Annotated in this window: 23 protein-coding genes; 13 read left to right on the top strand and 10 right to left on the bottom strand. The window is 62.6% G+C overall.

From position 1 onward, the window contains the following. Window positions 1-95 precede the first annotated feature (95 nt). Genes AOT96_RS16065 through AOT96_RS16055 form a run of 3 tightly spaced genes read left to right on the top strand, consistent with a single transcriptional unit; the run spans window position 96 to window position 2703 of the window. Window positions 96-1595 (top strand): SulP family inorganic anion transporter, encoded by a 1500-nt coding sequence (locus tag AOT96_RS16065; RefSeq protein WP_228401945.1) that lies wholly within the window; start codon window positions 96-98, stop codon window positions 1593-1595. Between the two features lie 35 nt (window positions 1596-1630). Continuing rightward, window positions 1631-2056, top strand: a complete 426-nt coding sequence (locus AOT96_RS16060) for a MerR family transcriptional regulator (RefSeq protein WP_047269546.1) — start codon at window positions 1631-1633, stop codon at window positions 2054-2056. 26 nt (window positions 2057-2082) lie between these two features. Further along, window positions 2083-2703 carry an L-threonylcarbamoyladenylate synthase gene (locus AOT96_RS16055; RefSeq protein ID WP_003945756.1) on the top strand — a complete coding sequence of 207 codons (621 nt, stop codon included), beginning with the start codon at window positions 2083-2085 and terminating at the stop codon, window positions 2701-2703. Between the two features lie 34 nt (window positions 2704-2737). Here the strand turns inward: AOT96_RS16055 and AOT96_RS16050 are convergent, their stop codons facing one another. The 3 genes from AOT96_RS16050 to AOT96_RS16040 form a co-directional block, all read right to left on the bottom strand. Next, complete coding sequence (locus tag AOT96_RS16050) at window positions 2738-4651, bottom strand: alkyl/aryl-sulfatase (protein ID WP_003945738.1); 1914 nt, start codon at window positions 4649-4651, stop codon at window positions 2738-2740. Window positions 4652-4750: 99 nt separating this feature from the next. Beyond that, complete coding sequence (locus AOT96_RS16045) at window positions 4751-5314, bottom strand: TetR/AcrR family transcriptional regulator (protein WP_007734604.1); 564 nt, start codon at window positions 5312-5314, stop codon at window positions 4751-4753. After that, window positions 5311-6546 carry a cytochrome P450 gene (locus tag AOT96_RS16040; RefSeq protein ID WP_065352006.1) on the bottom strand — a complete coding sequence of 412 codons (1236 nt, stop codon included), beginning with the start codon at window positions 6544-6546 and terminating at the stop codon, window positions 5311-5313. Before AOT96_RS16040 ends, AOT96_RS16045 begins: the two co-directional genes overlap by 4 nt. A 108-nt stretch (window positions 6547-6654) precedes the next feature. On the opposite strand from AOT96_RS16040, the gene AOT96_RS16035 reads away from it, so the two are divergent. Further along, entirely contained in the window at window positions 6655-7500 is an 846-nt protein-coding gene (locus tag AOT96_RS16035) for a hypothetical protein (protein WP_065352005.1), read from the top strand. A gap of 105 nt (window positions 7501-7605) precedes the next feature. On the opposite strand, the gene AOT96_RS36340 is transcribed toward AOT96_RS16035, so the two are convergent. Then, window positions 7606-7734: a hypothetical protein gene (locus AOT96_RS36340; RefSeq protein ID WP_007734598.1), complete on the bottom strand. Its 129-nt coding sequence runs from the start codon at window positions 7732-7734 to the stop codon at window positions 7606-7608. A gap of 207 nt (window positions 7735-7941) precedes the next feature. Here AOT96_RS36340 and AOT96_RS16030 point away from each other — a divergent pair, with 207 nt between their 5' ends. Beyond that, on the top strand, window positions 7942-8703 hold the full coding sequence (locus AOT96_RS16030) for an SDR family NAD(P)-dependent oxidoreductase (RefSeq protein WP_042452547.1): 762 nt from the start codon (window positions 7942-7944) through the stop codon (window positions 8701-8703). Here AOT96_RS16030 and AOT96_RS35730 read toward each other — a convergent pair. Beyond that, a complete protein-coding gene (locus tag AOT96_RS35730; protein WP_003945592.1) occupies window positions 8685-8822 on the bottom strand; it encodes a hypothetical protein in 138 nt (45 codons plus the stop codon). The genes AOT96_RS16030 and AOT96_RS35730 overlap by 19 nt on opposite strands. A gap of 219 nt (window positions 8823-9041) precedes the next feature. Here AOT96_RS35730 and AOT96_RS16020 point away from each other — a divergent pair, with 219 nt between their 5' ends. From AOT96_RS16020 to AOT96_RS16010, 3 genes are all read left to right on the top strand, one after another. Continuing rightward, entirely contained in the window at window positions 9042-9986 is a 945-nt protein-coding gene (locus tag AOT96_RS16020; RefSeq protein ID WP_064074108.1) for an alpha/beta fold hydrolase, read from the top strand. Between the two features lie 263 nt (window positions 9987-10249). Next, entirely contained in the window at window positions 10250-11023 is a 774-nt protein-coding gene (locus tag AOT96_RS16015; protein WP_065352004.1) for a VOC family protein, read from the top strand. A 135-nt stretch (window positions 11024-11158) separates the two neighbouring features. Further along, window positions 11159-12313, top strand: a complete 1155-nt coding sequence (locus AOT96_RS16010) for an alkaline phosphatase family protein (protein ID WP_007734589.1) — start codon at window positions 11159-11161, stop codon at window positions 12311-12313. Here AOT96_RS16010 and murJ read toward each other — a convergent pair. The 4 genes from murJ to AOT96_RS15990 form a co-directional block, all read right to left on the bottom strand. Beyond that, complete coding sequence (murJ, locus tag AOT96_RS16005) at window positions 12299-13927, bottom strand: murein biosynthesis integral membrane protein MurJ (protein ID WP_228232473.1); 1629 nt, start codon at window positions 13925-13927, stop codon at window positions 12299-12301. The two genes, AOT96_RS16010 and murJ, sit on opposite strands and share 15 nt — an antisense overlap. A 97-nt stretch (window positions 13928-14024) precedes the next feature. After that, the gene (locus tag AOT96_RS16000) at window positions 14025-15053 is read right to left on the bottom strand and encodes a beta-ketoacyl-ACP synthase III (RefSeq protein ID WP_003945837.1); all 1029 of its coding nucleotides are present in this window, start codon (window positions 15051-15053) and stop codon (window positions 14025-14027) included. A 161-nt stretch (window positions 15054-15214) separates the two neighbouring features. Further along, on the bottom strand, window positions 15215-15856 hold the full coding sequence (locus tag AOT96_RS15995) for a response regulator transcription factor (protein ID WP_042452561.1): 642 nt from the start codon (window positions 15854-15856) through the stop codon (window positions 15215-15217). Beyond that, window positions 15844-17082, bottom strand: a complete 1239-nt coding sequence (locus tag AOT96_RS15990) for a sensor histidine kinase (protein WP_231917215.1) — start codon at window positions 17080-17082, stop codon at window positions 15844-15846. The genes AOT96_RS15995 and AOT96_RS15990 overlap by 13 nt, the downstream gene beginning before the upstream one ends. Window positions 17083-17191: 109 nt before the next feature. On the opposite strand from AOT96_RS15990, the gene AOT96_RS15985 reads away from it, so the two are divergent. The 4 genes from AOT96_RS15985 to AOT96_RS15970 all read left to right on the top strand — a co-directional run bounded on the left by AOT96_RS15985 (window position 17192) and on the right by AOT96_RS15970 (window position 23036). Further along, complete coding sequence (locus tag AOT96_RS15985; protein ID WP_065352002.1) at window positions 17192-17974, top strand: ABC transporter ATP-binding protein; 783 nt, start codon at window positions 17192-17194, stop codon at window positions 17972-17974. Further along, on the top strand, window positions 17974-20457 hold the full coding sequence (locus AOT96_RS15980) for an FtsX-like permease family protein (protein ID WP_065352001.1): 2484 nt from the start codon (window positions 17974-17976) through the stop codon (window positions 20455-20457). The genes AOT96_RS15985 and AOT96_RS15980 overlap by 1 nt, the downstream gene beginning before the upstream one ends. 21 nt (window positions 20458-20478) lie before the next feature. Continuing rightward, window positions 20479-21111 carry a class I SAM-dependent methyltransferase gene (locus AOT96_RS15975; RefSeq protein ID WP_058039137.1) on the top strand — a complete coding sequence of 211 codons (633 nt, stop codon included), beginning with the start codon at window positions 20479-20481 and terminating at the stop codon, window positions 21109-21111. A gap of 89 nt (window positions 21112-21200) precedes the next feature. After that, window positions 21201-23036 carry an acyl-CoA dehydrogenase gene (locus AOT96_RS15970; RefSeq protein ID WP_007734578.1) on the top strand — a complete coding sequence of 612 codons (1836 nt, stop codon included), beginning with the start codon at window positions 21201-21203 and terminating at the stop codon, window positions 23034-23036. Between the two features lie 85 nt (window positions 23037-23121). Here the strand turns inward: AOT96_RS15970 and AOT96_RS15965 are convergent, their stop codons facing one another. Beyond that, window positions 23122-23754 (bottom strand): hypothetical protein, encoded by a 633-nt coding sequence (locus tag AOT96_RS15965; RefSeq protein ID WP_230359540.1) that lies wholly within the window; start codon window positions 23752-23754, stop codon window positions 23122-23124. A gap of 179 nt (window positions 23755-23933) precedes the next feature. Here AOT96_RS15965 and AOT96_RS15960 point away from each other — a divergent pair, with 179 nt between their 5' ends. After that, window positions 23934-24656: an ATP-binding cassette domain-containing protein gene (locus AOT96_RS15960; RefSeq protein WP_007734574.1), complete on the top strand. Its 723-nt coding sequence runs from the start codon at window positions 23934-23936 to the stop codon at window positions 24654-24656. The last annotated feature ends 1 nt before the right edge of the window (window position 24657 follow it).

The following is a 24657-nucleotide window of genomic DNA, read 5'->3' as shown; positions in this document are numbered from 1 at the left end:
CAATTCGACAGAAGTTCGCACCATAGAGAGATCTCCGGTCATACTCTACCCTTACAGGAGGGTAGAGTATGAGAACCTCGTCAGGACGGAATCTCATGGCAGTAACCATCGCTTCATCCACCAACGACAATTCGGTTCGGGCCGCGCTCCGGTCACCTCACCGTCTCAAAACGGAGGTTTTGGCCGGACTGGTCGTGGCGTTGGCACTGATTCCCGAGGCGATCTCGTTCTCGATCATCGCCGGCGTCGATCCGCGGGTAGGACTGTTCGCGTCGTTCACGATGGCAGTGACCATCGCCGTCGTCGGCGGACGACCCGCAATGATCTCCGCAGCTACCGGCGCCGTCGCACTGGTCGTCGCTCCACTGACGCGCGAGTACGGAATCGACTACCTGATTGCGACAGTCCTTCTGGCCGGCCTTCTCCAGATCGTGCTGGGCCTCCTGGGCGTCGCAAAGTTGATGCGCTTCATTCCGCGCAGCGTCATGGTGGGATTCGTCAACGCACTCGCCATCTTGATCTTCATCGCCCAACTCCCCCACCTGATCGATGTTCCGTGGCTCGTCTACCCACTCCTTGCAGTCGCACTTCTGATACTCGTATTCCTGCCGAAACTGACGAACTCCGTCCCGGCTCCACTGGTGGCAATCGTGCTACTGACAACCGCCACAGTCGTTTTCGCGTTCGATGTCCCCAACGTCGGCGACGAGGGCGAGCTTCCGTCGAGCCTACCGACGCTACTGTTCCCCGACGTCCCCCTGGACATGCACACACTGTCGATCATTGCGCCGTACGCATTGGCCATGGCGCTCGTCGGACTCCTCGAATCGTTGATGACGGCCAAGCTCGTCGACGACGTCACGGATACTCACTCGAACAAGACCCGAGAAGGGTGGGGCCAAGGCGTCGCGAACATCGTCACCGGCTTCTTCGGGGGCATGGGAGGGTGCGCGATGATCGGCCAGACCATGATCAACGTCAAGGTCTCCGGCGCTCGCACTCGAATCTCGACTTTCCTGGCGGGCGTGTTCTTGCTGATACTCGTCGTCGGCCTCGGCGATGTGGTGGCGTTGATTCCCATGGCCGCATTGGTGGCCGTCATGATCATGGTCTCGGTCGGCACTTTCGATTGGCACAGCATCAATCCGAAGACCCTGCGCCGCATGCCGATCGGCGAGACAGTGGTCATGTTGGTCACCGTGGTAGTCACCGTCGCCACCCACAATCTTGCCTACGGCGTGATCATCGGAGTGATCACCGCGATGGTCATCTTCGCCCGCCGCGTCGCGCATCTCACCGAAGTGATCGACGTCGCGCATCCGGACGAGGACACCCGTGTCTATGCGGTTCGAGGCGAACTGTTCTTCGCATCCAGCAACGATCTGATCTACCAATTCGACTACGCCGGCGACCCGAAGAACATTGTCATCGATCTGTCCGAGTCTCATGTCTGGGACGCGTCGACCGTCGCGACACTGGACGCCATCACCACCAAGTACGCGGCCAGAGGCAAGAATGTCGAGATCGTGGGGCTCGACGACGCATCGGCCGAGCGCCACCTGCGCCTGTCCGGTCGCCTGGGTGACGGTCACTGAGAGTATGGAAGCCCAGCGCGAGGAAAGTGGGAGTGATGTCTGAGCCGGAACATGCGGGCCAAGGGCCGAACATGCAGATCGGACAGGTTGCCGAACGCACCGAACTGTCGATCAAGACGATTCGTCATTACGACGAGGTCGGTCTGGTTACTCCGTCCGAGCGGAGCGCCGGAGGATTCCGCCTCTATACCGAGGCCGATGTCCAACGGCTACTGGTAATCCGACGAATGAAGCCACTCGGATTCAGTCTCGAAGAAATGAAACAACTTCTCGATTCTCTGGCAGTGCTCGGCGACGAAGCTTCGGACGCGCCAACGCGCACCGCTGCAACCGAATTCGTCACCGACTGCCACACCCGGGCGGAAGAAAGCTGCACACACTTACGTAAGCAACTCGCCTACGCCGAAGAGCTGACGGGTTTGCTCGCCGACCACAGTCTCAACGGTGAACGGCATTCGTGATCTGCAAGCTGAACTAAGCTGAGTTGATGGCCCGATACTTCGACGTTCACCCGGAAAACCCGCAGCCGCGCGCGATCAGCCAGATCGTCGAAATGCTGCGCAACGACGCGGTCATCGCCTACCCCACCGACTCCTGCTACGCCCTGGGCGCCCGAATGGACAATCACTCGGGCACCGATCGGATCCGCGAGATCCGTCATCTGCGTTCGGACCATCACTTCACGCTGGTCTGTGCCGATTTCGCGCAGCTCGGGCACTTCGTCCACGTCACCAACTCGGCGTTCCGCGCGGTGAAAGCGGCTACGCCTGGGCAGTACACGTTCATCCTTCCCGCCACGAAGGAAGTTCCGCGTAGGCTGGCACACGCCAAGAAGAAGACCGTCGGAGTGCGTATCCCCAGCCACCCGGTAGTGCGGGCACTCTTGCAAGAGTTGGGTGAACCCATCCTCTCCAGCACCCTTCTCCTGCCCGGCGCCGAGGAACCGATGACGGACGGCTGGCAGATCAAGGAAGAACTCGACCACCAACTCGACGCCGTCATCGACTCGGGTGACTGCGGAACCGAACCCACCACAGTCGTCGACTATTCGTCCGGTGTTCCCGAAATCGTGCGGGTCGGCGCGGGAGATCCTTCTCGTTTCGAATGATCCCCCGCCCGGGCCACATCATGGAGTCGACCAGTCACGGCGTGACGATATCGAACCACAGATCGAAGTCCTCCAGCAGCGAGATGAACGTCTCCAGTTCGGACTGATCTCCCACAGCTTTTGCCGTTCCGGCCTTGATGGATTCGGTGAGCGAGGTCGTTCCCAGATACACCTCGTTGAACACGGCACGGGTCAAGGTCAGAGTCAGGGCGGCCGAAGCATCTGCCTTGTCCATGTCGTAGTTCAGCACGCCGTTGCGCACTGTGACCAGGACGTTGTCCGCGGTGTCCGACAACACGAATCGCAACGACAGGTCGACGTCGGCGGCCTTCGGGCCATCGAGGCGAACTGCCCAGAAATCCAGCATCTGTTCGAGCGGCATCACTGCGACCACGGCCGGGCCAGTGGGGTTGTTGGACGGCATCGGCGCCAGCGGATGCCGCAATTCCATCGCTCCGACCAGGTAGAAGTTGCGCCACGTACCGTTCTCGGCTTGGTAGCCGAGTTGTTCGTACGTGTCCGCCAACAACTCTCGCGCTTTCTGATTACTCGGATCGGCGAACACCAGATGGTTCACCAGCTCCGCGGCCCAGCGGTAGTCGCCGTCGTCGAACGCCTGCTTGCCCTTGGTCAAAAGTGCGTCCGGCCCGCCGACGGCTTCGACGTAGCGCTTGCCGTTCTCCACCGGCGGATGGGGATTGAGATGAGCGGGAACGCCGTCGAACCAACCGAGATAGAAGGTGTAGATCGCTTTGACGTTGTGACTGAGCGAGCCGTAGTACCCACGGTTGTACCACTGCTTTCCGATCGCGTCGGGTACCTCGATCTGGTCGGCAATCTCTACCGGTGTCAGTCCCTTGTTGGCAAGGCGCAACGTCTGATCGTGCAGATACTTGTACAGATCTGCCTGATCCGACATCAGCTTCAATATCTTGTCGTTGCCCCACGTGGGCCAATGATGCTGCGCAAAGATGATTTCGACGTCGGGGAACAGTTCCATTGCCAGACGCACGTAGTGCGACCACGCTTTGGCGTCGCGAGTCTTGGCGCCGCGCAACGTGTATAGATTGTGCATCGTGTGCGTGACGTCCTCGGCTGACCCGAGCGCCTTGAAATCTGGTAAATAGAAGAGCATTTCGGATGGCGCTTCGGTTCCCGGCGCGAGCATGAACGTCACGCGCACACCGTCGATGACCTCTTCGTGCACCGGTTCGGTGATGACGTCGGTAGGCACGGCAAACGTCGAAGTGCCGTGCGAAGTGGACAGGCCGAGACCACCGGATACCTGCCCTTGTGGCCCCGGACGCAGGAACGATCCGTACATGTACATTCCGCGACGTGTCATCGCCGTGCCGGCAAGTACGTTCTCGGAAATCGCTTCCTCGGTGAAACTGTCTGGTGCGTAGACCTTTACGGCACCGGACTCGATCTCTTCGTCGGTGACAAATCCTTTGACACCGCCGAAGTGATCGCCGTGGGAGTGCGTGAAGATGATTGCCTTGACCGGAACCTTCGGGCGGTGCTGGTAGTACAACTCCAGCGCGAGAGCGGCTGTTTCCGCGGACATCAGAGTGTCACCGATGATCAACCCGGTGTCGCCCTCGATGATCGTCGTGTTGGACAAGTCCTGGCCGATCACCTGGTACAGACGATCAGCCAGCTTGAACAGTCCACCGCCCTTTCCCATCAAAGTGGCTTGGCGCCACAGACTCGGGTTGACGGTATCCGGTGCATCGCCGTCGGCGAACCCGTAGGCGTCGTACGAGAAGATGAACTGCCCTTTGTCACCTTTGACCAGTCCGCCATCGATGAGCGGTGCCACGAGACCTCGAGAAATCAGTTCGAAGTCGAAGGTGTCGTCGAAAGGAAGGTCACGGAGAACCTGGGCATTTGCCAGGCGAGTCGCTTCGGTGGCGGGCTTGGGGTCGAGTTCGGACGGTGTAGTCATCTTCTCTTACGCTCCTCGGGAACTCGCGGTGACCTGTGTCGGGATATCGGTTCATCCTCGATTCCCACGCAGCCCTCGCGCATCACCCGGAAGGGATGATCAGGTGGCCCGTCCAGCAATCAACAGCGCAACGACGAACTCACGCACCAACGTCCGCTCGTCGTTCTCGTCCGCCCCCGGCACCATGAGCAGCGAGAGAATCACTCGCACGATCCAGCGCGCCCGCGACGCTGTGCCTGCTCCGAGTTCACCGAGCATCGCGACACCAAGTCCGTTGATGACGTCGGATGAATTGGCAAGTTCACCGGCAAGACTCGCATCACCCGGGGTGAACCATGCAGCCAACGTCGGAGTGCTACGCACCGCGGACACTGCAGTGAGTATGGCCGTCTCCAGACGCTCACTCGGATCGTCGATGGTCGCTACCGATTCCGCGATCGCAGTTCCCAGCCTGCGAGCTTCGCGGTGAACGAACGCAATGTGAAGAGCCTGCCGATTCTCGAAGTACCGATACAAGGTGGCTCGGGAACATCCTGCAGCAGAGGCTATCTCCGCCATACCGACCGCGTTGACGCCTTTCTCGACGAACAATTGTGCCGCACTGTCGAGGATCTTCTCGGCTGCCGCCAAGGCGCGCCCCTCGCCGAGCCAGTCGTTGCTCATGGCCGAGTCACCGACATCGGAGCCGAGAGCGGACGGCGCACGTAGTTGCCCGGCGCGTATTGCATCGCGTCGATGTCGACATGGAAGTCGGGAATCCGGGAAAGCAACTCTTCCAAAGCAACTCGCGCCTGCATTCGAGCTGCCGATGCGCCCAGACAATGGTGGGCGCCATGGCTGAAGGTGAGGATCTTCTGCGGTCGACGCAAGACGTCCAACTCCGCCGCGTCGGGTCCGTACTTCTCGGGATCACGATTGGCCGCACCGTACATCAGCAGAACCTTACGTCCTGCCGGAATCACTTTGCCACCCAAGGCCACATCTCGCGTCGTGGTGCGTGCCAGTCCTTGGACCGGTGAGGTGAGTCGAAGCAACTCGTCGACCGCGTCGGTGATCAATGCGGGATCGTCCAGCAGGATCTGACGCTGGTCGAGGCGTTCGGTCAGCATCGCCGCCGAACCACCCAGCATTCCTGTCGTGGTGTCGTTTCCACCGGCCACCATGGTGAAGGCGAAGCCCAGAATCGACAGCAGGCCGGACATGTCGCCGTCTTCACCGAGTCCAGCGGCGAGTAGGTGCGAAATCGTGTCGTCACCCGGTTCGACCTTGCGGCGTTCGATCAGCGAAGCGAAGTACATCATCAACTCACCGGTGGCGGCCTGCGCCGTCGTCGCTGCCGCGGCCACACCACCTGCCGAATTGGCAGCGACAATGGCTTCGGTCCAGCCGTCGAACCGGTCACGGTCCGATTCCGGCACACCCAGATAGTGTGCGACAACCATCGACGGCAACGGTTTGAAGAGCTCGACGACGATATCGCCGCTGCCACGCGCTTTCAGCGCCTCGATACGTTCGACGACAAATGCGCGAACCATCGGCTCGACCGCCGATACCTGACGCGGAGTGAAACCCTTCGACACCATGCGCCGGAACTCCGACTGCAATGGCGGATCCTGCATCACGAACGGCGGATTGTCCTGCATCCCGATCTGTTCGAGTTCACCGTAGACAGTGGTCAATCCCTTTGCCGACGAATACGTCTCGTAGTCGCGAGCGGCGTTGTAGACGTCTTCGTGACGGGTGAGCACCCAGTAGTCGTCCTGCGGCGCAGCTTCCGGCACAACGTTGTGCACCGGGTCGTTCTCGCGCAATGCGTCGTACATGGCCCAGGGCGAACGCCAGGACTCCCCGGTGGAAGGTACAAACCGTGGCGAATGTGACACAGAGGTTGTCATGACTCGACTATGAGACAAATTGCCGAATGTGTCAACGTTCTACGATCAACCGTTCCCACGAGCAGCATTGAGTAACTCGCATCCACGCAGAGCACTATCGTGTGTCGGGTGATCACGGATCCGAAGAATCATCCGAACAGCGCTGACGCCGGGCGCCGCGCCGTGGTTGCGGTCCTGCTCCCCCGCGAACATCTCCCCTTCATCAGAGACTGGTGCCTGCACCACATCGAGCAAGGCTGGGAGGTTGTTCTCTACGACAACACCGGTTCCGTCGGGTCCACCCGCAAGACAAGCGCATTCAGCCTCAACCGTTGGCACGGCCGCAGCGAGGACAAGAGAGGCAACTCTTACGGCGCCTTCACCCGATCGATGTCGGACAGTGAAGTTCAGGTCGCATTCCGCAAAGAACTGCACGACCTTCCGGTGACGATCGTCGACTGGCAACCGCGCGACGCGGACGGTCGGATCGTGCACGGACAGGTAGAGGCGTACGTCGATTACGTGAGCCGGTACCGCGACACCGTCGCATGGGCAGCATTCATCGACGCCGACGAATACCTCCAACACGCACCAGGATTGGACTGGGAGGTTCTACTTGCCGGCGTTACTCAAGCGGGTTCGCACCGCGTCGTTCTCGATGCTCTGGTCTACGAATCCAGGTGGACGCGCGACGGGCAATTGCGAGACGTCGAGGAATTGAAATGCCTTGGGCTACAGAGCCATGGTTGCAAGAACATACTGGAGCTGTCGGAGATTCTGCGAGCAGACGTCCACTGGGGATGGAAGACAAGCGAACCGGACAGCCTGGTGCGGCCGGACAGATCGCTCTACTACTTCCGCCACTACCGCGGTTCGGAAGCGATGCTCGACTACACTCCGTTGCCGAACTTCGGACCCCAGGTCTACGAAGAAGGTGTGGATGTTCCGGCAGCAATGGACGTATCACAGAATTGAATGTGCCTGCAAGACACAGATATTCAGGTGCAGACAAACCTCCGGCCCGCGTCCACGAAGGCAATGCCTTCAGGCCACGGGCCGGAGGATCAGCTCAGCGAAAAATCAGCTGAAGGACTGCAGGGCAACGCCCAGTCCGACGATTGCGCCGATGCCCGAGATCAGGCCAGCAACACCCGTGATAACCGGCTGAATCTGCTTGATCAATGCCAGGTCTGCGTCCGAAGAACCCATGTCTAACTCCTCATCATGGAATGTGTGTACGCGTTCCGCGCGTCCGGTGTGTAACGGCGCTCACAATATACGTAAGACGGCCGAAATTTGAAGCGGCACCGCCGAGTGGGACGTAACTCACATCTCATCCAGCGGGAACCCACGAGTAACAATGCGCGATTCGGACAACGCTTCGGGAACCGTTGAATGACGAGCAGGAGAACAGCAGTGGGCAAGTTGGATGGAAAAGTGGCCCTGATCACTGGCGCAGGGCAAGGCGTCGGCCAGGGAGTTGCGTTTGCGCTCGCCAAGGAGGGCGCTTCCGTCGCGGTCGCGGGCCGCACTGAGTCGAAACTCGTCGTCACATGTAACGAGATCGCCGAACGCGGAGGCCGTGCCGAACCGGTGCTCATGGATATCGCCGACGCGGATTCCATCACCGGAGCCGTGGCGCGAACGGTGGAACTGTTCGGCGGCGTCGACATTCTGATCAACAACGCCAGCCTCAACCCGCTCGGCAACGTCCTCGACCTCACTCCGGAGCGCCTTGCCGACGGATTGACGTCCGGCCCCGTCGCGACTCTGCGAACCATGCAAGCCTGTTACCCGTTCATGAAGGAGCGCGGCGGCGGGGCAATCATCAACATGGTCAGCTCCGTGGCCGTCCGCTGGGACGCTGCCGGCTACGGCGGCTACGCGGCCGTGAAGGAATCCGTCCGAGCCCTCAGTCGCGCGGCAGCATGCGAATGGGGCGTCGACGGGATCCGGGTCAACGCGGTTGCTCCCCACGCGTCGTCGCCGGGGCTGCAGCGGTGGGCAGATGCACGCCCGGAGGAGGCTGCCGCCTTTGTTGCCGGGATTCCGCTACGGAGGATCGGCGACTGCGAAACGGACATCGGAACCGCGGTGGCTTTCCTGGTCGGCCCGGATGCCGCGTATCTGACTGGAGCAACAATTCCGCTCGACGGTGGTCAGTCGCGCTGGGGCTGAGAGCTGGCGTCGTCGAAGGCAAGCACCGCCGACTTGGCTTCGGCGATCGGGCGGCGGAAAACGAAACCGACCAGAACGGATGCCAAAACCAAGGCGGCCAGAACAATGAGCCCGACCATCCACCACATGGTTTTCAGTATGCCCGAACCGACCTCCGCCGGACGCGCGCCACGGCCGTCGGAAAGCGGCGACAGCCTCGAAAAGTGCTGAACACCAGTCAAATTCCGTTTTGCCCGTTTCCTGAGCTTCTTGAGAAGCCGTGATCGATGACACATATTCGGATCCCGAACCGGAACGAGTGCGTGACTACGACGACACCTCGGTGCATCCTGGCATGTATGGAATCCGCTGTTTCGGCCCAACTCGTCGACGGAAGCACCCTCACACACCCGTGGGGCGGGACAAGCAACATCACCGATCTCGGCGGTGACGTTCACTGGATCGACTTCGGCGGTCCCAGCGGAGCGCCGCCCATCGTGCTCGTTCACGGTCTGGGCGGCTCGCACCTGAACTGGGTGCGGGTCGCACCGGCGCTGGCGGCGCGCACGCGCGTGTACGCCCTTGACCTCGCCGGATTCGGACTCACCTCTGCCCGTGGGCGACACACCGGCGTCGATGCCAACACAGCACTTCTGAATCGCTTTCTCGACACAGTGGTGGGTGAGCCCGCCGTCCTGTTCGGCAATTCCATGGGCGGAATGGTCTCGGCAATGTCGACCCATGCCAGTCCCGAATCAGTCGCCGGCCTGGTCCTGGTGGATCCGGCGCTCCCCCTGCCCGTCCAACTTCCCGATCTGACCGTCGCCGCCCAGTTCGCGCTCTACTCGATGCCGTACGTCGGTGAGCAGGTTCTCGGCTTCGGACGCCGAAAGATGTCAGACCGGCAGTTGGCCGCTCAGATGACCAGATTGTGTTTTGCCGATCCGACGCGAGCCGACCCCGCGGTCCTCGACGCGGGCGCTGCCTTGACGGCGATTCGCCGCAACGAACCTACCCAGGATGCCGAATTCCTTCAGGCAGCACGGTCACTGCTGATGACCCTCGCCCGTCCTGCCTCCTATCGAAAGACATTGCGAGAGATCACGACTCCGACGCTCCTGATGCACGGCGATCGCGATCGGCTTGTCCCGGTCGAGGCCGCACGGGCAGCCGCTGCTGCACATCCACACTGGACCACCATCATTCTCGGCGACACCGGCCACACCCCACAATTGGAGATTCCGGACGAGTTCACCCGTCATGCGCTCGCGTGGCTCGATCGCACGGGGCTGATCAGGAGCTGACACGTACCGGCACTACACCCGCGGAACGGCCTCGCCGATCGAGCAAGTGCCCCATAAACTTCGGAGTATCAAGAACGATTCGGCGGTCGTCTGCGTTGGCAGGTCCGGCCCACCGGGGAACGCGAAACGGTCACATACCCCAAAGCTCTCGAACCCTGGGAATGTGTCGGGGTACGCGCGTAGCGTGAGATTCAGGCCTTCCTCGGCCAAGCATTTCCGCGTCCCCTGCTTGTGTATCCGTTTCGGTTAAGGAGAGTTTTCAGATGCCCGCACGCACAGCGCTCGACGGAACACCCTGTTGGATCGACCTCACCAGCTCCGACACCGAGGTTGCCAAATCCTTCTACACCAACGTGTTCGGCTGGCAGGCTGACACAAACGACGACCCGCAGTACGGCGGCTACGCGATCTTCAGCAAAGACGGGCAGCCCATCGCCGGGCTCGGACCCCAGCAGGAGGGAAACCCCTACGGCAACGTGTGGACCACATACATCTCCTCGTCTGATGCGGCAGCGTCGGCGTCCAAGGCCCAAGCCGCGGGCGGAACGATCATGATGCCGTCGATGCAGGTCGGTCCTCAGGGCAGCATGGCGATCGTGGGCGATCCGGCCGGTGCCGTCGTCGGCATCTGGCAGGCAGATCAGCATCACGGCTTCGGTTTGGTCGGCGAGGCCGGAGCGCCGGTCTGGCACGAGACCTTGTCCAAGAACTACGCCGCGGTCCTGCCGTTCTACACCGACGTGTTCGGCTGGACTTACGAGTCGATCGGTGACAGCGACGAGTTCCGGTACTCACAGGCCAAGCAGGGTGACACCGTCGTCGCCGGTTTGATGGATGCCAGCTCGTTCCTCCCGGCAGAGGCGCCGTCGTTCTGGCAGGTGTACTTCGGGGCGGACGACACCGATGCGGCCGTCGCCAAGGTCGTCGAATTCGGCGGCAGCGTCTTGCGCGATCCCGAGGACACGCCCTTCGGTCGTCTCGCGTCGGTGGCCGATCCACTAGGTGCCAAGTTCCAGATCTCCACGATCATGGAATGAATCTCCGCGCGGAGGCCGCACCGGTCCGCGGTCTCTGCGCGCTGATCATCTGGAAAGTCCGGATTTGACCGCACAGATTTGAACACTCGCCCAGAAGGTATGCAGTTTTCTGCGTCCAACGCCTAATCTCATGGGATGCCCGCCCCCGCCCCTCTCCTCGATGTGTACTCGCAGCCGACTCTGTCGACGCTTGCGCCGTCGGTACTCGCTTCTCTCGGAGTGAGCGGCGAAGCGAACCGTCTCGATCTACAGCCCAGCAAGAAGACCGTAATTCTGCTGGTAGACGGGATGGGCGCGAACTTGCTCGCCCGCAACGCCGAACACGCACCGTTCCTGAATTCACTCGTCGGAACGCCCATACGGGCAGGCTTCCCCACGACGACGGCCACCAGCATCGTCTCACTGGGGACCGGTCTGCCTTCGGGAGCGCACGGCATCACCGGCTACCAGTCCTACGTCGAAGAAGCCGATTCGGTGTTCAACTGGCTGGGTTGGCACAGCGCGGGCAAGAAGGAATCTCAGACCGACTCCATCGTCCCGGAAACCCTGCAGCCGCAGGCCACGACGTTCGATCGCGCCGCCGCAGCCGGCATCACCGTTACAACCGTCGTACCGTCGAAGTTCGACGGCAGCGGCCTCACCCGTGCCGGGATGCGCGGTGCCCAGTTCGCCGGAATCCAGGCATACGGAGACCTCCTCGCTCGCACCGTGGCGGCGTCGAAATCTGCCGACCGCACGTTCACATACTGCTACATCAGCGAGATCGATGCACTCGGCCACGTCTACGGACCCGAGTCCGAGCCGTGGATCTTCCAACTGATGCTGGTCGATCGACTGGTCGAGCAACTCGCCGCGGCTCTCGGTCCGGACGTGAGATTGCTGGTGACGGCAGACCACGGAATGGTCGACGTGTCGGACGAGAACAAGATCGACTTCGACAACACTCCGATTCTGTCCAAAGATGTACTCGCTCTTGCCGGTGAACCTAGATGTCGTCACATCCACACCCGAGAAGGCGCTGCACAAGATGTTGCGGACCGCTGGCGCGCCGAACTGGGTGACCGCATGTGGATCGGGACGAGGTCCGAGGGCATAGTCGCAGGATTGTTCGGGCCTGCAGTGCATTCCGAGTATCACGGCCGGATCGGTGACGTCATCGCCATTGCGTCCGGGGACGTGGCCGTCGTACGTCGATCTGTCGAATCGGGACTGTCCGGCCTCCGTGGACAGCACGGCGCCCTCACTCCGGACGAACTGCTGGTACCGCTCTTGTCCTCAGGACAGCAGTAGGGTTCGCGCCCGGCGAATCTCGGGAACACCGACGACCTTGCATGCACCCAACAGGACGACGGCACCGACGGCCGCACCCGCCGACAATGAAATAACAGCAGCAAGCCTGGGCTCGGGAACTCGGTTCTGAACCGCCACCACCAAAGCGAGCGCACAACCACCTGCCAGAATTGCCGCCGCCGAAATCCTTCCGACGGTGGCCTGCACGCGACGGAATCCCAACAGCCCGTATCGCTTTCGAAGAAGGATGTGGCCGAGTACCGCTCCACACACGTAGGAGAACGAGCCGGCGGCACAGACGGCCAGGACCAGCCTTTCGTCACTCGCCGACAGTGACGCAAGAAGGACGAGCGCAGTCTTGGCGACCACCATCACCAGGGCGATCACCGCGGGAGTTCGGGTGTTGTTGTCGGCGTAGAACACTCGCAGCTGAAGCATGACCATCGCAAAGGGCACCAGCCCGAATGCACTGACCGCAACGGCCGTCCCGATCAAACGGGCACTGCTGCCGTCGACCCGGCCGAAGAAGATCAAGGTGGTCAACGAGGGACCGAACACCATGAGCGCCACAGTCACCGGGATCAGCGCCACCACAGAATACCGGGCTCCCCGGCCGAGATCGGATACGACGCCGACGTCGTCACCCGCAGCAACCGACCTGGCGATCCGCGGCATCAGCACCGTCAACAACGACACACCGAGAATGCCGTACGCCACTTGAAACAGCAGATCCGCGTGCGTGTACATCGAGTAGACGTGACGGGAGAGAGTGACCTTCATCGTCACCCACACACCGATCTGGCCGGCAACGACGTACACAAGTACCCAGCCGAGCAACGGCGCCCCGACGCGCACCGGTCGCCAGGTGTGCGGTACGACGCGCACGCGAAGGCGCCACCGAAACCCGTTGCGGTGCAGCGCTCGAGCAACGACGGCGGTTTGCGCCACGATCCCGAGCAGAGTGCCGATACCGATCACCAGAACCTGCGCGGTGGTCATCGACTCGGGAGTCAGAGCCACCGGTCCCGGGATACACAGGAAGACCGCGACCGTCACCAGAAGGACGACGTTGTTGATCACCGGTGCCCAGGCCGGCGCGCCGAATACCGATCGAACGCTGAGCACAGCCGTCATCATCGCCGTGACGCCGTAGAAGAAGATCTCCGGAAGGAGCAAGTACGCGAAGAGCGTCGTCAGCTCTCGTTGAGCCGGATCATCGATCACGGCCGAGACCAGAGGCGGCGCGCACACCACGGCCACTACCGTCACGAGCGCAAGAGCCAGCGCTCCGACGGTGAGAACGCGCTGCGTCTGCTCTCGTTCGAGCGTCCGCCCACGGCTCCGTTGCCGCGTCAGATACGGAAGCAGGACGCTGGCGAGAATCCCGCCGAGGAGGAGCTGATAGACCATGTTCGGGAAGCTGTTGGCCGCGTTGTACGCATCACTGACCAGGGCGATGCCCAGGACCGCGGCAAGGGCAAGGGTGCGGACGAAGCCGGTGATCCGACTGACCGTGCTGGCGAGCGCCACTTGCCCGCCCATCTTCGCCAAGCTGCCGCCCGTCACACCATTACGTTCGGACTCCCGTTCGGACTCCCCCACGTTCTCGACCATCTCGCCAGAGTGCCACATCGCAGACGTTCGACGATCCGGACGGAAACGGAAGGGCGCCCCGAACCGTGGGTTCGAGGCGCCCTTCCGTAAGGAACAATCAGGCGGATTCCGCTCCAGCCAACGGCGGCATGACGACAACCTGACCGGCGAAGGACAGACCCGCACCGAAGGCGAGAAGCAATGCCTTGTCGCCCGGCTTGCACTGGCCGTCGCGCAGCATCTGCTCCATGGCGAGCGGGATCGAGGCCGCGGACGTGTTGCCCGTCTCGGCGATGTCGTTGGAGACGGGGAAGCCCTCGGGCAGCTTCATGCTGCGAGCGATGACCTCGTTGATGCGCTGGTTTGCCTGGTGCGGCACAAAAGCGTCGATGTCCTCGATACCCAGCCCCGACTTCTCCAGGGTGCGAGTGGCGACCTTGCCCATCTCGAAGGCAGCCCAGCGGAACACCGCGGTACCGGCCATCTTGATCCACGGACGAGGTCCGGTCGGGTTCTTGGTGTAGTCGAGCCAGCTCGGCTCCTGAACGATGGCGTCGGACTGGCTGCCGTCCGAACCCCACTCGACCGGGCCGATTCCGACGGTATCGCTCGGGCCGACGACAACTGCGCCTGCGCCGTCACCGAAGATGAAGCGAACGCTGCGATCGGTGGGCTCGGTGGCCTCGCTCATCAACTCGACGCCGACGACGAGTACGTGATCAACCGTGCCGCCGCGAACCAGGTCGCTGGCCACCGCAAGGGCGGTACAGAAACCGGCGCAGCCTGCCGCGACGTCGAATGCAGCCGGACCCTTGATGCCGAGCTCGTGGGCGACGATGGACGCAGCCTGAGGAGTCTGCAGGTCCCACGTCGACGTCGCGATGATCACGGCGCCGATCTGCTCAGGGGCAATGCCGCTGACGTCCAGTGCTTTACGCGCCGCGCTGATCGACATCGCGAGGATGCCTTCACCTTCGCCGGAGAACCGGCGCGACTTGATACCCGATCGCGTCTGGATCCACTCGTCGGTGGAATCGATCAGCTCGCAGATCTCGTCGTTGGTCACGACTCGCTCCGGGCGGTGAACGCCGAGCCCGAGAAGGACGGACTGCCGACCTCCGGCCACACTGGCAATCGGCTTACCCATTGATCGATCTCCTCGTTGGTTTCTGGTGATGACGCGCATTCGACATCACACGTTACGTACAGGACATAAGCCCCTGCCTCTCAGGTCACCGTTCGATCACGGCAACAACATGAGGCTGGCTCACATTACGCTTCGGTCAGGTATGTAGTCCAGATCCACGATCAGGCGCGTAAATGAGCTAGAACTGCCAAAACACGACGATGCCCGCTTTCGGAAGCCGACAGGCCGAGTTTTGCGAAGATATTTCCTATGTGCTTGCTCACAGCAGTGTCGCTGACGACCAGTTTCCTGGCGATTTCCTGATTTCCCAGCCCCTCCGCCATCAGTCCGAGAACCTCGGACTCGCGTGGCGTCAGCGATCTGATCGGATCGTCGGCGCGTCGACGGCTCATCAGTTGGGATACGACCTCGGGATCCATCACCGTTCCACCGTCGACGACCCGGTTCAATGCGTCGACGAACTCGGCTACCTTCCCGACTCGTTCCTTGAGCAGGTACCCGACCCCGCCGGCGCCTCCTGCCAACAATTCACCGGCGTAGCGATCCTCGACGTAAGCGGAAAGGACCAGGACGGGAAAGCCCGGGCGAAGCTTGCGCACCTCGATCGCCGCTCGAAGTCCCTCGTTGGTGAAAGTAGGAGGCATCCGGACGTCGAGCACCGCGGCGTCGGGGGTTGTCTCCTCGAACACCGTGAGGAACTGCGCGGCGTCGGAGACAGCAGACACCTCGAAGCCCTCTCCACGGAGCAGCAGGGCCAGCCCCTCTCGCAGGAGAGCGTCGTCCTCGGCAATCAGAATCCGCACGGTAGTTCCACCCTCATCGTTGTCGGTCCACCCTCCGGGCTCTCCAATACTGCGGTTCCTTCGAAAGCCTCGACCCGGCGTCGAATACCCGCCACGCCGCCGCCCGGGCGTTCGTTCGCGCCGCCGTGACCGTCGTCGATCACGTCGATGAGCATCGTCTCACCCGACGGGTCGTCCGACGTCTCCGTCCGTGCCGTGACGGTGACCCTGCGCGCTCCGCTGTGTTTTGCGACGTTGGTCAAGGCCTCGGCGACGACGAAGTACGCAGCAGCCTCGACGGCAGCCGGGGCACGGCGGAGTTCGTCGATCTCGAGTACGCAGGGCACGGCGGAGCGCCCGGCGAGCGCCGAGATCGCGCCCTCCAGACCCAACTCGTCGAGGATCGGCGGGTAGATGTCGTGCACCAACGTCCGGAGTTCGCTCAACGCCTCGGTGGCCGCATCTTGGGCCCGATGCAGTTGTGGCAGAGCCTGGTCCGGATTGTTCTGCAACGACCGCTCGGCCATCCCCAACATCATCACCACCGCGACCAGACGGTTCTGCGCTCCGTCGTGCAGATCCCGCTCGATGCGCTTGAGTTCGGCCGAATGCGCGTCGAGCGCCGCAGCGCGGCTGGCCGTCAGGGCGGTGACGCGCTTCGAGAGGTCCGAACGCGTATCCGGCGCAAGCAAAGTCGTGGTCGACCAGCTGATCCATTTCGCCATCGCGGGGATCAACCACCACGCGATCAGGAAGTACAGGATGCCGATCAACGGCATTCCGGCAGCGCCCAGCCACGACGTCACGGGGTACGGGTTGTTGACGGGTTCGCCCGCGGGCATCTGCTGCCAGTACAGCGGGACGGCAATCGCATTGAGCGCACCGAGTGGCAGAGCAATGGTCAGCATCGCCGCGACGAAAGCACCCAGACCATGAATCGACAACCAGGCCGCGTCGCGCCTCGTCGACTGATCGGTGAGGAACCGGCTCCAGTCCCCGAATGTCGGATTGCTGGGCATCGGTGGGTATCGCTGCAGAACAGGGCGTCCGGTGTACGCAGCGGTGCGTTTGCGAGCCAGGCCGGCCCACCACCGGAGCACTCGCACGTACGACGGCAACAGCAACCAGCCGACGATCAGAATCGAGAGCGACAACAGAATGAGACCGACCATCAGCAAGAACAGGGAAACAACAGCTGCCGCACCCTCGACGAGCACGTACACCGCAGCCCTGGTTCTCTTCTTCACTGCCCCAGCATGCCGCACCACACCGCACGATCCACTACAGCTGGCTACACCATTGATTCGGGACTCTGCTGGATGTCGACGAATGGCGAATCTCCATAGCGTTCTTCCCATGAAGAATCGACACTCGGTCCTCGCCCCGCCGGCTCATGGTGCCACGGGAGCTCGAACATCTGCCGTGCGACTCGAAGGGGTCAGCAAGGTCTACGGCAACGGCCGCGGCGCCGTGACCGCCCTCGACAACATCAGCCTCACTCTGCCGCGCAGCACCTTCACCGCCGTGATGGGCCCGTCCGGATCAGGTAAGAGCACTTTCCTGCACTGCGCCGCGGGCCTCGACCGACCGAGCAGCGGATCGGTGTGGCTGGGCGATACCGAAATTTCACAGCTGAAGCCGAAGGCCCGCAGCATCTTCCGTCGCGATCACATCGGTTTCGTCTTCCAGGCCTACAACCTGCTCGGCGCTCTCGACGTCGAGCAGAACGTCACGCTCCCCCTACTCCTCGCCGGGCGACGAGCCGACAAGCAGTACCTGACCTTCGTCCTCGAATCCGTCGGACTCGGATCACACCGAAAGCGCAAACCCTCCGAGTTGTCCGGCGGTCAGCAGCAACGCGTCGCCATCGCACGCGCCCTCGTCACCCACCCCGACGCACTCTTTGCCGACGAACCGACCGGCGCCCTCGACTCCCGTAGCGCCAAGCAGGTTCTGGAGTTGTTGCGCCGGACAGCCGCCGAGTTCGACCAGACCATCGTCATGGTCACGCACGACCCGGTGGCCGCGTCGTACGCCGATCGTGTGCTGTTCCTCGCCGACGGGAAACTTGTCGGGCACATCGACCGCCCGACCCCGCAGCAGATCGCCGAGCGCATGACACACCTCGGGGACTGGTGATGATGAAAGCGCACACCTTTGCGCACCTGAAAGCGCATCGCTCCGGTTTCGTCGCCGTGTTCGTCTCCGTATTCTGCGCAGCGCTCCTCACCTGCGGTCTGGGTGTGCTGCTGGAATCGGGAGTGCGAGGCGGTGTCTCACCACATCTCTACGCCGGTGCCGACGCCGTCGTGAGTGCACCACAGGCGCTCGAGGTCAAGGAAGACGCCGATCAGCCCTTTGCCGAGCGAGTTCTCCTCGCCGGCGATACGGTCCGCAAGCTCGACGCACTCGATGTCACGGTGGTTCCCGACATCTCCGTCCCGGTCAGCACGGCCGAGGGCGTCGTACTCGATGGACATCCTTGGAACACAGCACAATTGGCGCCGTACTCGCTCACCGAGGGGCGCGCTCCGCAGAGCCGCGACGAGGTGGTCTCGACCACGGGCGCCGCGCTCGGCGAGCGAATCACGCTGGCTCACGGCGCGGTAACGGACGAGTACACCGTCGTCGGCACAGCTGATTCGGCTTCGGTGCCGTCACCCGACCGTCCGGCACTCGTCTTCCTCGACGACGCAGAGGCCGAACGGTTGTGGCCGCACCAGCACGCTGTCACCGCAGTCGGATTGATCGCTCCCGAAGGCGTGGATGCTGCCGCTCTCGCCCGCGATGCACTCGCCGGAACCGGTGCGGAGGTCTCGACCGGCACTGCACGCGGAGGCATCGAATTCCTCGACGCCGGTGCTGCGCGGACGCAGTTGATCGTGCTCTGCGCGTCGTTTGCCGGTCTCGCGTTGATGGTCAGTATGTTCGTCGTTTCCAGCACGCTGTCGCTCTCGATCAACGCCAGACGCCGAGAGTTCGCTCTGCTGCGGGCAATCGGAGCCACCACGCGGCAAGTGCACGTCATGATCGGACGTGAAGTGCTGCTCGTTGCTGCTGCGGCGGCAGCTCTCGGCGCGGTGCCCGGATACCTGCTCGCCCGAGTGCTGGGCGCACAGTTCGCCGACGCCGGTGTCATGCCCACCGATTTCGCGCTGGCCTACAGCCCGCTTCCGGCGATCGCAGCTTTCCTGATCTGCGTACTCACTGCCCGCGCGGCAGCGGCGATCGCGGCACGACGACCGGCGAAGCTCGACCCCGTCGAAGCGCTTCGCGAATCCGAAAGCGGCCCGGCGAAACTGAGCCGCGGACGTATCGTCACCGGGCTGATCTTCGGCGCCGCCGGCCTCAGCGCCTGCGTCCTCCCTGCTTTCCTGCCCGGCAGCGTGGCGGCCGCTGGAGCCGGTTCGAGCGCACTGTTGTTGATCTTCTCGGTCGCGCTGCTCGGCCCCTTGCTGGTGCGCGGCATCATCAAGGTGATCGGTGGTCCGCTGCGCCGCAGTGGGTCGGCGTCCAAAGTTCTCGCTGCCGCCAACGCCGAATCCAATTCGAGACGGCTCTCGTCGGCGGTTGTTCCGTTGGCTCTCGCAATCGCGCTCGGCTCGGTGCAGTTCTTCAGCCAGAGCACCGTCGCCGCCGAGGCGACCAACCAGTCGATCAAGGGCGTCACCGCCGACCTGATCGTCGGCGCACCAGCCGGTATCGCTCCCTCGCTCCTCGAGTCGATCGCATCGGTGCCCGGAGTGAGTGCGGCAAACCCGGTGGTCCGCAGTCAAGTCCTCCCGGTACCCAGCGGAGAGGAAGGCGGCTCAGCCGACAGCGCGATCGCGGCCCAGGGCATCGACGCCGCCAGCGCCGACGCGACCCTCGATCTCGCGGTGACCGAGGGCGACCTCAGCGCTCTGACCGGCGATACCGTTGCCGTGAGCGAAGACGGCGCCTTCACCCTCGGAGCCAAGGTAGGCCAGCGCGTCGACCTCTATCTGGGTGACGGAACACTGGTACATCCCATGGTCGTCGCAAAATATGGTCGCGGCCTCGGATTCGGGGACGTGACCATGCCGATCGAGACTTTGCGTCAGCACTCCACCGACGCTCTGATCGACACCGTTCTGGTTGCTGCCGAACCCGGACGGTCGGCCGAAGTCCAGCAGTCGTTGCGCTCGTTCCCCTCGATCGCCGCGATGAACCAGGACCAGTTCGGGGCCGCGGGCGAAGATCAGCGTCGTATGCAGTCGTGGGTCAGCATCCTCGCCGTCCTCGTCCTGCTCGGCTATCTCGCAGTCGCAGTCGTGAACACCCTGGTCGCCGCCACTGCCGAGCGTTCCCGCGAGTTCGCGCTCCTTCAACTGGTGGGCTCGCGGACGAGGCAGGTCCGAGCAATGATGCGCATCGAGTCGTTGATGGTGGTGGGAATCGCCGTCGTGGTCGGATCACTGATCGCCCTGCCGCCTCTGATGGGCATTGCCGTAGCGGTGTCCGGGCAGCCGATCCCGGCGATTTCACCGGCGATTTACGGTTCCATCGTCGCGGTGACCGCTGTTCTGGGATTTGTCTCCATCGCGATCCCGACGCGCACCGCTCTACGCAAGAACCCGATGGACGGAGTGCGTAACCACTGAGTGGCACTACCGTCGTCATCTATGGATGCGGCGGCCTGGGACAAGAAGTACGAAGAAACCGAGCTCGTCTGGGGCGCTCCTCCCAACGAATTGCTGGTGGAATACGCGACGGCCCTCCCCCACGGCCAGGCACTGGACCTGGCGTGCGGCGAGGGTCGTAACGCGTTGTGGCTCGCGACTCGCGGTTGGGAGGTCACCGGCATCGACTACTCGGCCGTCGCGATCGAGAAAGCCCGCACGATCGCGGCCCGCTCACCCCGATCGGTTCTCGACCGGCTCGACTACCGATGCGGCGACGTCACCGTCGCGGATTACGCCTCGAGGAACGAGCAGGGATACGACTTGGCCCTGCTTCTTTACCTTCATCTGCCCGCACCACAACGCACCCTGGTTGTGAACCGTGCCATAAATTCTCTGAAACCTGACGGAATCCTCATGATTTTGGGTCACGACCGAAGCAACATCGACTACGGCGTCGGCGGGCCACAAGATCCCGAAATCCTTTACACACCAGAAGAATTGATGCAGGAGTTCCGCGGAAAGCTCGAGTTCGAGATCGCCGGAAATCCCCACAGGCACACCGAAACGGGAATCGCGGTCGACGCGCTTGTCATCGGACGCAAATCCGGTGTTGGCAATGCAAAGAACGGCTAGTAACATGTATTAAGTTACCGACGAGTAATAAACTTCGGGCGGTACTAGGAGTGCTGGACCGCACCACCTCACTGGGAGAAGCAGAAGACATGGGCCATTACAAGAGCAACGTTCGGGACCTGGAGTTCAACCTCTTCGAGGTTCTCGGACTGGAGAAGCCACTGAGCGAAGGCGCTTGGGGCGACCTGGATGCCGACACTGTCCGCAACATGCTGGCAGAGGTCGCACGCCTGGCCGAGGGACCGCTTGGCGAATCTTTCGCCGATGCGGACCGCAACCCCCCTGTCTTCGATCCCGAGACGCACACCGTTGCACTTCCGGAATCCTTCAAGAAGTCGTTCAAGGCTCTGTGGGATGCCGAGTGGTACCGCATGGGATTGAGCGAAGAGGTCGGCGGCGTGCCGGTTCCCCGCTCCGTCGTGTGGGCCATCGGTGAGCTGATCCTGGGCGCACAGCCTGCAGCGCACATGTACCAGGCCGGACCCGCCTTCGCGGACGTGCTGTTCAACAACGGCACCGAAGAGCAGAAGAAGTGGGCAGCCACCATCGTCGAACGCGGATGGGGCGCCACGATGGTCCTCACCGAGCCCGACGCCGGCTCCGACGTCGGTGCCGGACGCACCAAGGCGATCAAGCAGGACGACGGCTCCTGGCACATCGAGGGCGTCAAGCGCTTCATCACCTCGGCCGACTCGGACGACCTGTTCGAGAACATCTTCCACCTCGTTCTCGCTCGCCCCGAAGGTGCCGGACCGGGCACCAAGGGCCTGAGCCTGTTCTTCGTCCCGAAGACGCACTTCAACTTCGAGACCGAAGAGTTCGGCGAGCGTAACGGTGTCTTCGTCACCAACGTCGAGCACAAGATGGGCCTGAAGGTCTCCGCCACATGTGAGGTCACCTTCGGCGGCCACGGCATCCCCGCACAGGGCTGGCTGGTCGGCGAGGTCCACAACGGCATCGCCCAGATGTTCGACGTCATCGAGCACGCTCGAATGATGGTCGGCACCAAGGCAATCGCCACCCTCTCCACCGGTTACCTCAACGCTCTCGATTACGCCAAGCAGCGCGTGCAGGGCGCAGACCTGACCCAGATGACCAACAAGGCAGCACCGCGCGTGACCATCACGCACCACCCCGACGTGCGTCGTAGCCTGGCAATGCAGAAGGCATACGCCGAAGGCCTGCGCGCGGTGTACCTCTACACCGCAGCTCACCAGGACGAGGTTGTCGCCCAGCTCGTCTCGGGCGCAGACAAGGACACCGCGTTCCGCGTCAACGACCTGCTGCTCCCGATCGTCAAGGGCGTCGGCTCCGAGCGTGCGTACCAGTACCTGACGGACAGCCTGCAGACCCTCGGTGGCTCCGGCTTCCTGCAGGACTACCCGATCGAGCAGTACATCCGCGACTCCAAGATCGACTCGCTGTACGAAGGCACGACGGCCATCCAGGCTCAGGACTTCTTCTTCCGCAAGATCGCTCGTGACCGCGGCGTCGCGCTCGCTCACGTTGCCGGACAGATCAAGACCTTCATCGACAGCGAAGCCGGCAACGGTCGTCTGAAGGCGGAGCGCGCACTGCTCGCCACCGCACTCGAAGACGTCCAGGCCATGGCCGCCACGCTCACCGGCTTCCTCATGGGAGCTCAGGAGCAGCCCACCGAGCTGTACAAGGTCGGCCTCGGCTCCGTCCGCTTCCTGATGTCCGTCGGCGACCTGCTCATCGGCTGGCAGCTGCTCCGCCAGTCCGAGATCGCTCTCGCAGCACTCGACAACGGCGCTTCCGACAAGGACAAGGGCTTCTACGAGGGCAAGGTCGCCATCGCTTCCTTCTTCGCCAAGAACGTCCTGCCCGAGCTCACCGCTTCACGCGAGATCATCGCGAACACCGAGAACGACATCATGGAGATCGACGAAGCAGCATTCTGATTCGTTCCTGATTCATGAAAAGTGCCGGTCCCGAGAACGTTTCGGGGCCGGCATTTTCATGCTCAGCAGTCCATGGAATCCGAGGTCATCTGCGCTCGACGGTCGGACAACTGATCTGTGCGGACAGTACGGACGTCGTCGGTTGTTCGCCGGGCCGTGCCGCCCTTCCCACCAGGGAAAGCGCCACGCGCCTGCGGTCCGGAGAACTGACGATTTCGATGGACTTGTCGTCACCGCCCCCGAAGGACACGAACTGTCCGCTCTGATCCGAGAACTTCATGATCGCCGACCCGTGCTGACCTGGTTCCGGTTTTTCGTTCACGTAGACCTGCAACTGGAAATCACGTCCCGGATACTCGCCGCCGCCGTCGTACTCGTAAAAGGAACTGGTGTGCACCTCGTAGGCCCACTGGCGGTGACCGGCGGGCAGCGAATCCGCCCAGTTGTGCTCGAAACACGTGACGGATCCGGGCAGCGAGACATTGGCTGCGCCGCTCCACCCACCGGACAGGGTGATGGCTCCGTACGGCGCTGCTTCGGACTCGTGCCGATCGGAAGGCAAGGGCGGAACGGTCACGGGTCCGACATTGCGACCGGTGAACTCGAAAAGCCTCTCGCTCGACACGAACGGGGGCGACTCGCGCTCACCGGCACAGGAGACAACCGACAGGGTGGCCATGACCAGTAACGCACACATACCGCGTCTACGAACCGGCACCTCGACTCCCCCGTTCCGTTTCCAACAGAATACATACCGTTCGGTCTTCAAGTTGTCGAACGTGTCCGACACATCCCATTCCTGGGACCGCTCGCCCGCTACCGATGTGATTGGGTGAGCACGAACGTCCACTGAACCAGCACTCGGTTCTTTCGCAGGCCGAGTAGATCAACAGACAGGTGATCATCGTGGTCGCACCAGAGCACGCACAACCCGATTACGCCCCTGACCTGGCATTGACCGCCACGGACTTGGCGCTCGACGGCCCATGGGGGCCGGTGTTCGGACCCGTCAATCTCGAGATTCGTGCGGGCGGTGTGACCATCCTCGAAGGCTCGGCCGGTTCAGGACGTACGTCCTTACTTCTGACACTCAGCGGACGAATGAAAGCCAGTTCCGGCTCACTGTCCGTCTTCGGTCGAACGCGTCCCCGCGAGATCTTCGAGATCGCCGGGGTCGCCGGGTTCGAGGACATCGACGAGCTTGCCGAATCCGTCACCGTCCGCGATCTGATCACCGAACAAATTCGCTGGGATGCGCCCTGGTACAAGCTCATCGGACGCGCCGGAGACCGCGAACTCGAAGCGGTGTGCGCTCCCGTCTTCGGCGATCATCCGTTACCTGCGCTCGGCCGGTACGTCAGCGATCTCGGGGAACTCGAGGCGATCCTGCTGCGTATCGCCGTCGCGAACACGAAAAAGCCGGCCCTGCTTGTCGTCGACGATCTCGAACAAGTGCGGCGCGACTCCGAACGTGCGTACCTCGTCGAGCGACTCGTCGAGATGGGGAGCTACCAGACCATCATCGCGTCGACCGTCAACCCGCTGCCAGACGGATCACCCATCGATGCCGTCACCCTGCTCCAAGAAGTCACCAATCCCGACCAAGAAGGGGCGAGGTAAC

The organism is Rhodococcus sp. 008 (assembly GCF_001682295.1).
Classification (GTDB): Bacteria; Actinomycetota; Actinomycetes; order Mycobacteriales; family Mycobacteriaceae; genus Rhodococcus_F; species Rhodococcus_F qingshengii.
The sequence above is the reverse complement of the archived record's forward strand: the minus strand, read 5'-3'. Positions and strand labels throughout refer to the sequence as shown.

Coding starts and splice junctions, on each gene's coding strand:
- AOT96_RS16015 (WP_065352004.1), top strand. CDS start 10,250: ATGCCCGCACGCACAGCGCTCGACGGAACACCCTGTTGGATCGACCTC.
- AOT96_RS15985 (WP_065352002.1), top strand. CDS start 17,192: ATGAAGAATCGACACTCGGTCCTCGCCCCGCCGGCTCATGGTGCCACG.
- AOT96_RS16040 (WP_065352006.1), bottom strand. CDS start 6,546: ATGACAACCTCTGTGTCACATTCGCCACGGTTTGTACCTTCCACCGGG.
- AOT96_RS15980 (WP_065352001.1), top strand. CDS start 17,974: ATGATGAAAGCGCACACCTTTGCGCACCTGAAAGCGCATCGCTCCGGT.
- AOT96_RS15970 (WP_007734578.1), top strand. CDS start 21,201: ATGGGCCATTACAAGAGCAACGTTCGGGACCTGGAGTTCAACCTCTTC.
- AOT96_RS36340 (WP_007734598.1), bottom strand. CDS start 7,734: ATGGGTTCTTCGGACGCAGACCTGGCATTGATCAAGCAGATTCAGCCG.
- AOT96_RS15975 (WP_058039137.1), top strand. CDS start 20,479: ATGGATGCGGCGGCCTGGGACAAGAAGTACGAAGAAACCGAGCTCGTC.
- AOT96_RS16010 (WP_007734589.1), top strand. CDS start 11,159: ATGCCCGCCCCCGCCCCTCTCCTCGATGTGTACTCGCAGCCGACTCTG.
- AOT96_RS16065 (WP_228401945.1), top strand. CDS start 96: ATGGCAGTAACCATCGCTTCATCCACCAACGACAATTCGGTTCGGGCC.
- AOT96_RS16055 (WP_003945756.1), top strand. CDS start 2,083: ATGGCCCGATACTTCGACGTTCACCCGGAAAACCCGCAGCCGCGCGCG.
- AOT96_RS16000 (WP_003945837.1), bottom strand. CDS start 15,053: ATGGGTAAGCCGATTGCCAGTGTGGCCGGAGGTCGGCAGTCCGTCCTT.
- AOT96_RS16050 (WP_003945738.1), bottom strand. CDS start 4,651: ATGACTACACCGTCCGAACTCGACCCCAAGCCCGCCACCGAAGCGACT.
- AOT96_RS35730 (WP_003945592.1), bottom strand. CDS start 8,822: ATGGTCGGGCTCATTGTTCTGGCCGCCTTGGTTTTGGCATCCGTTCTG.
- AOT96_RS16045 (WP_007734604.1), bottom strand. CDS start 5,314: ATGAGCAACGACTGGCTCGGCGAGGGGCGCGCCTTGGCGGCAGCCGAG.
- AOT96_RS16020 (WP_064074108.1), top strand. CDS start 9,042: ATGGAATCCGCTGTTTCGGCCCAACTCGTCGACGGAAGCACCCTCACA.
- AOT96_RS16060 (WP_047269546.1), top strand. CDS start 1,631: ATGTCTGAGCCGGAACATGCGGGCCAAGGGCCGAACATGCAGATCGGA.
- murJ (WP_228232473.1), bottom strand. CDS start 13,927: ATGGTCGAGAACGTGGGGGAGTCCGAACGGGAGTCCGAACGTAATGGT.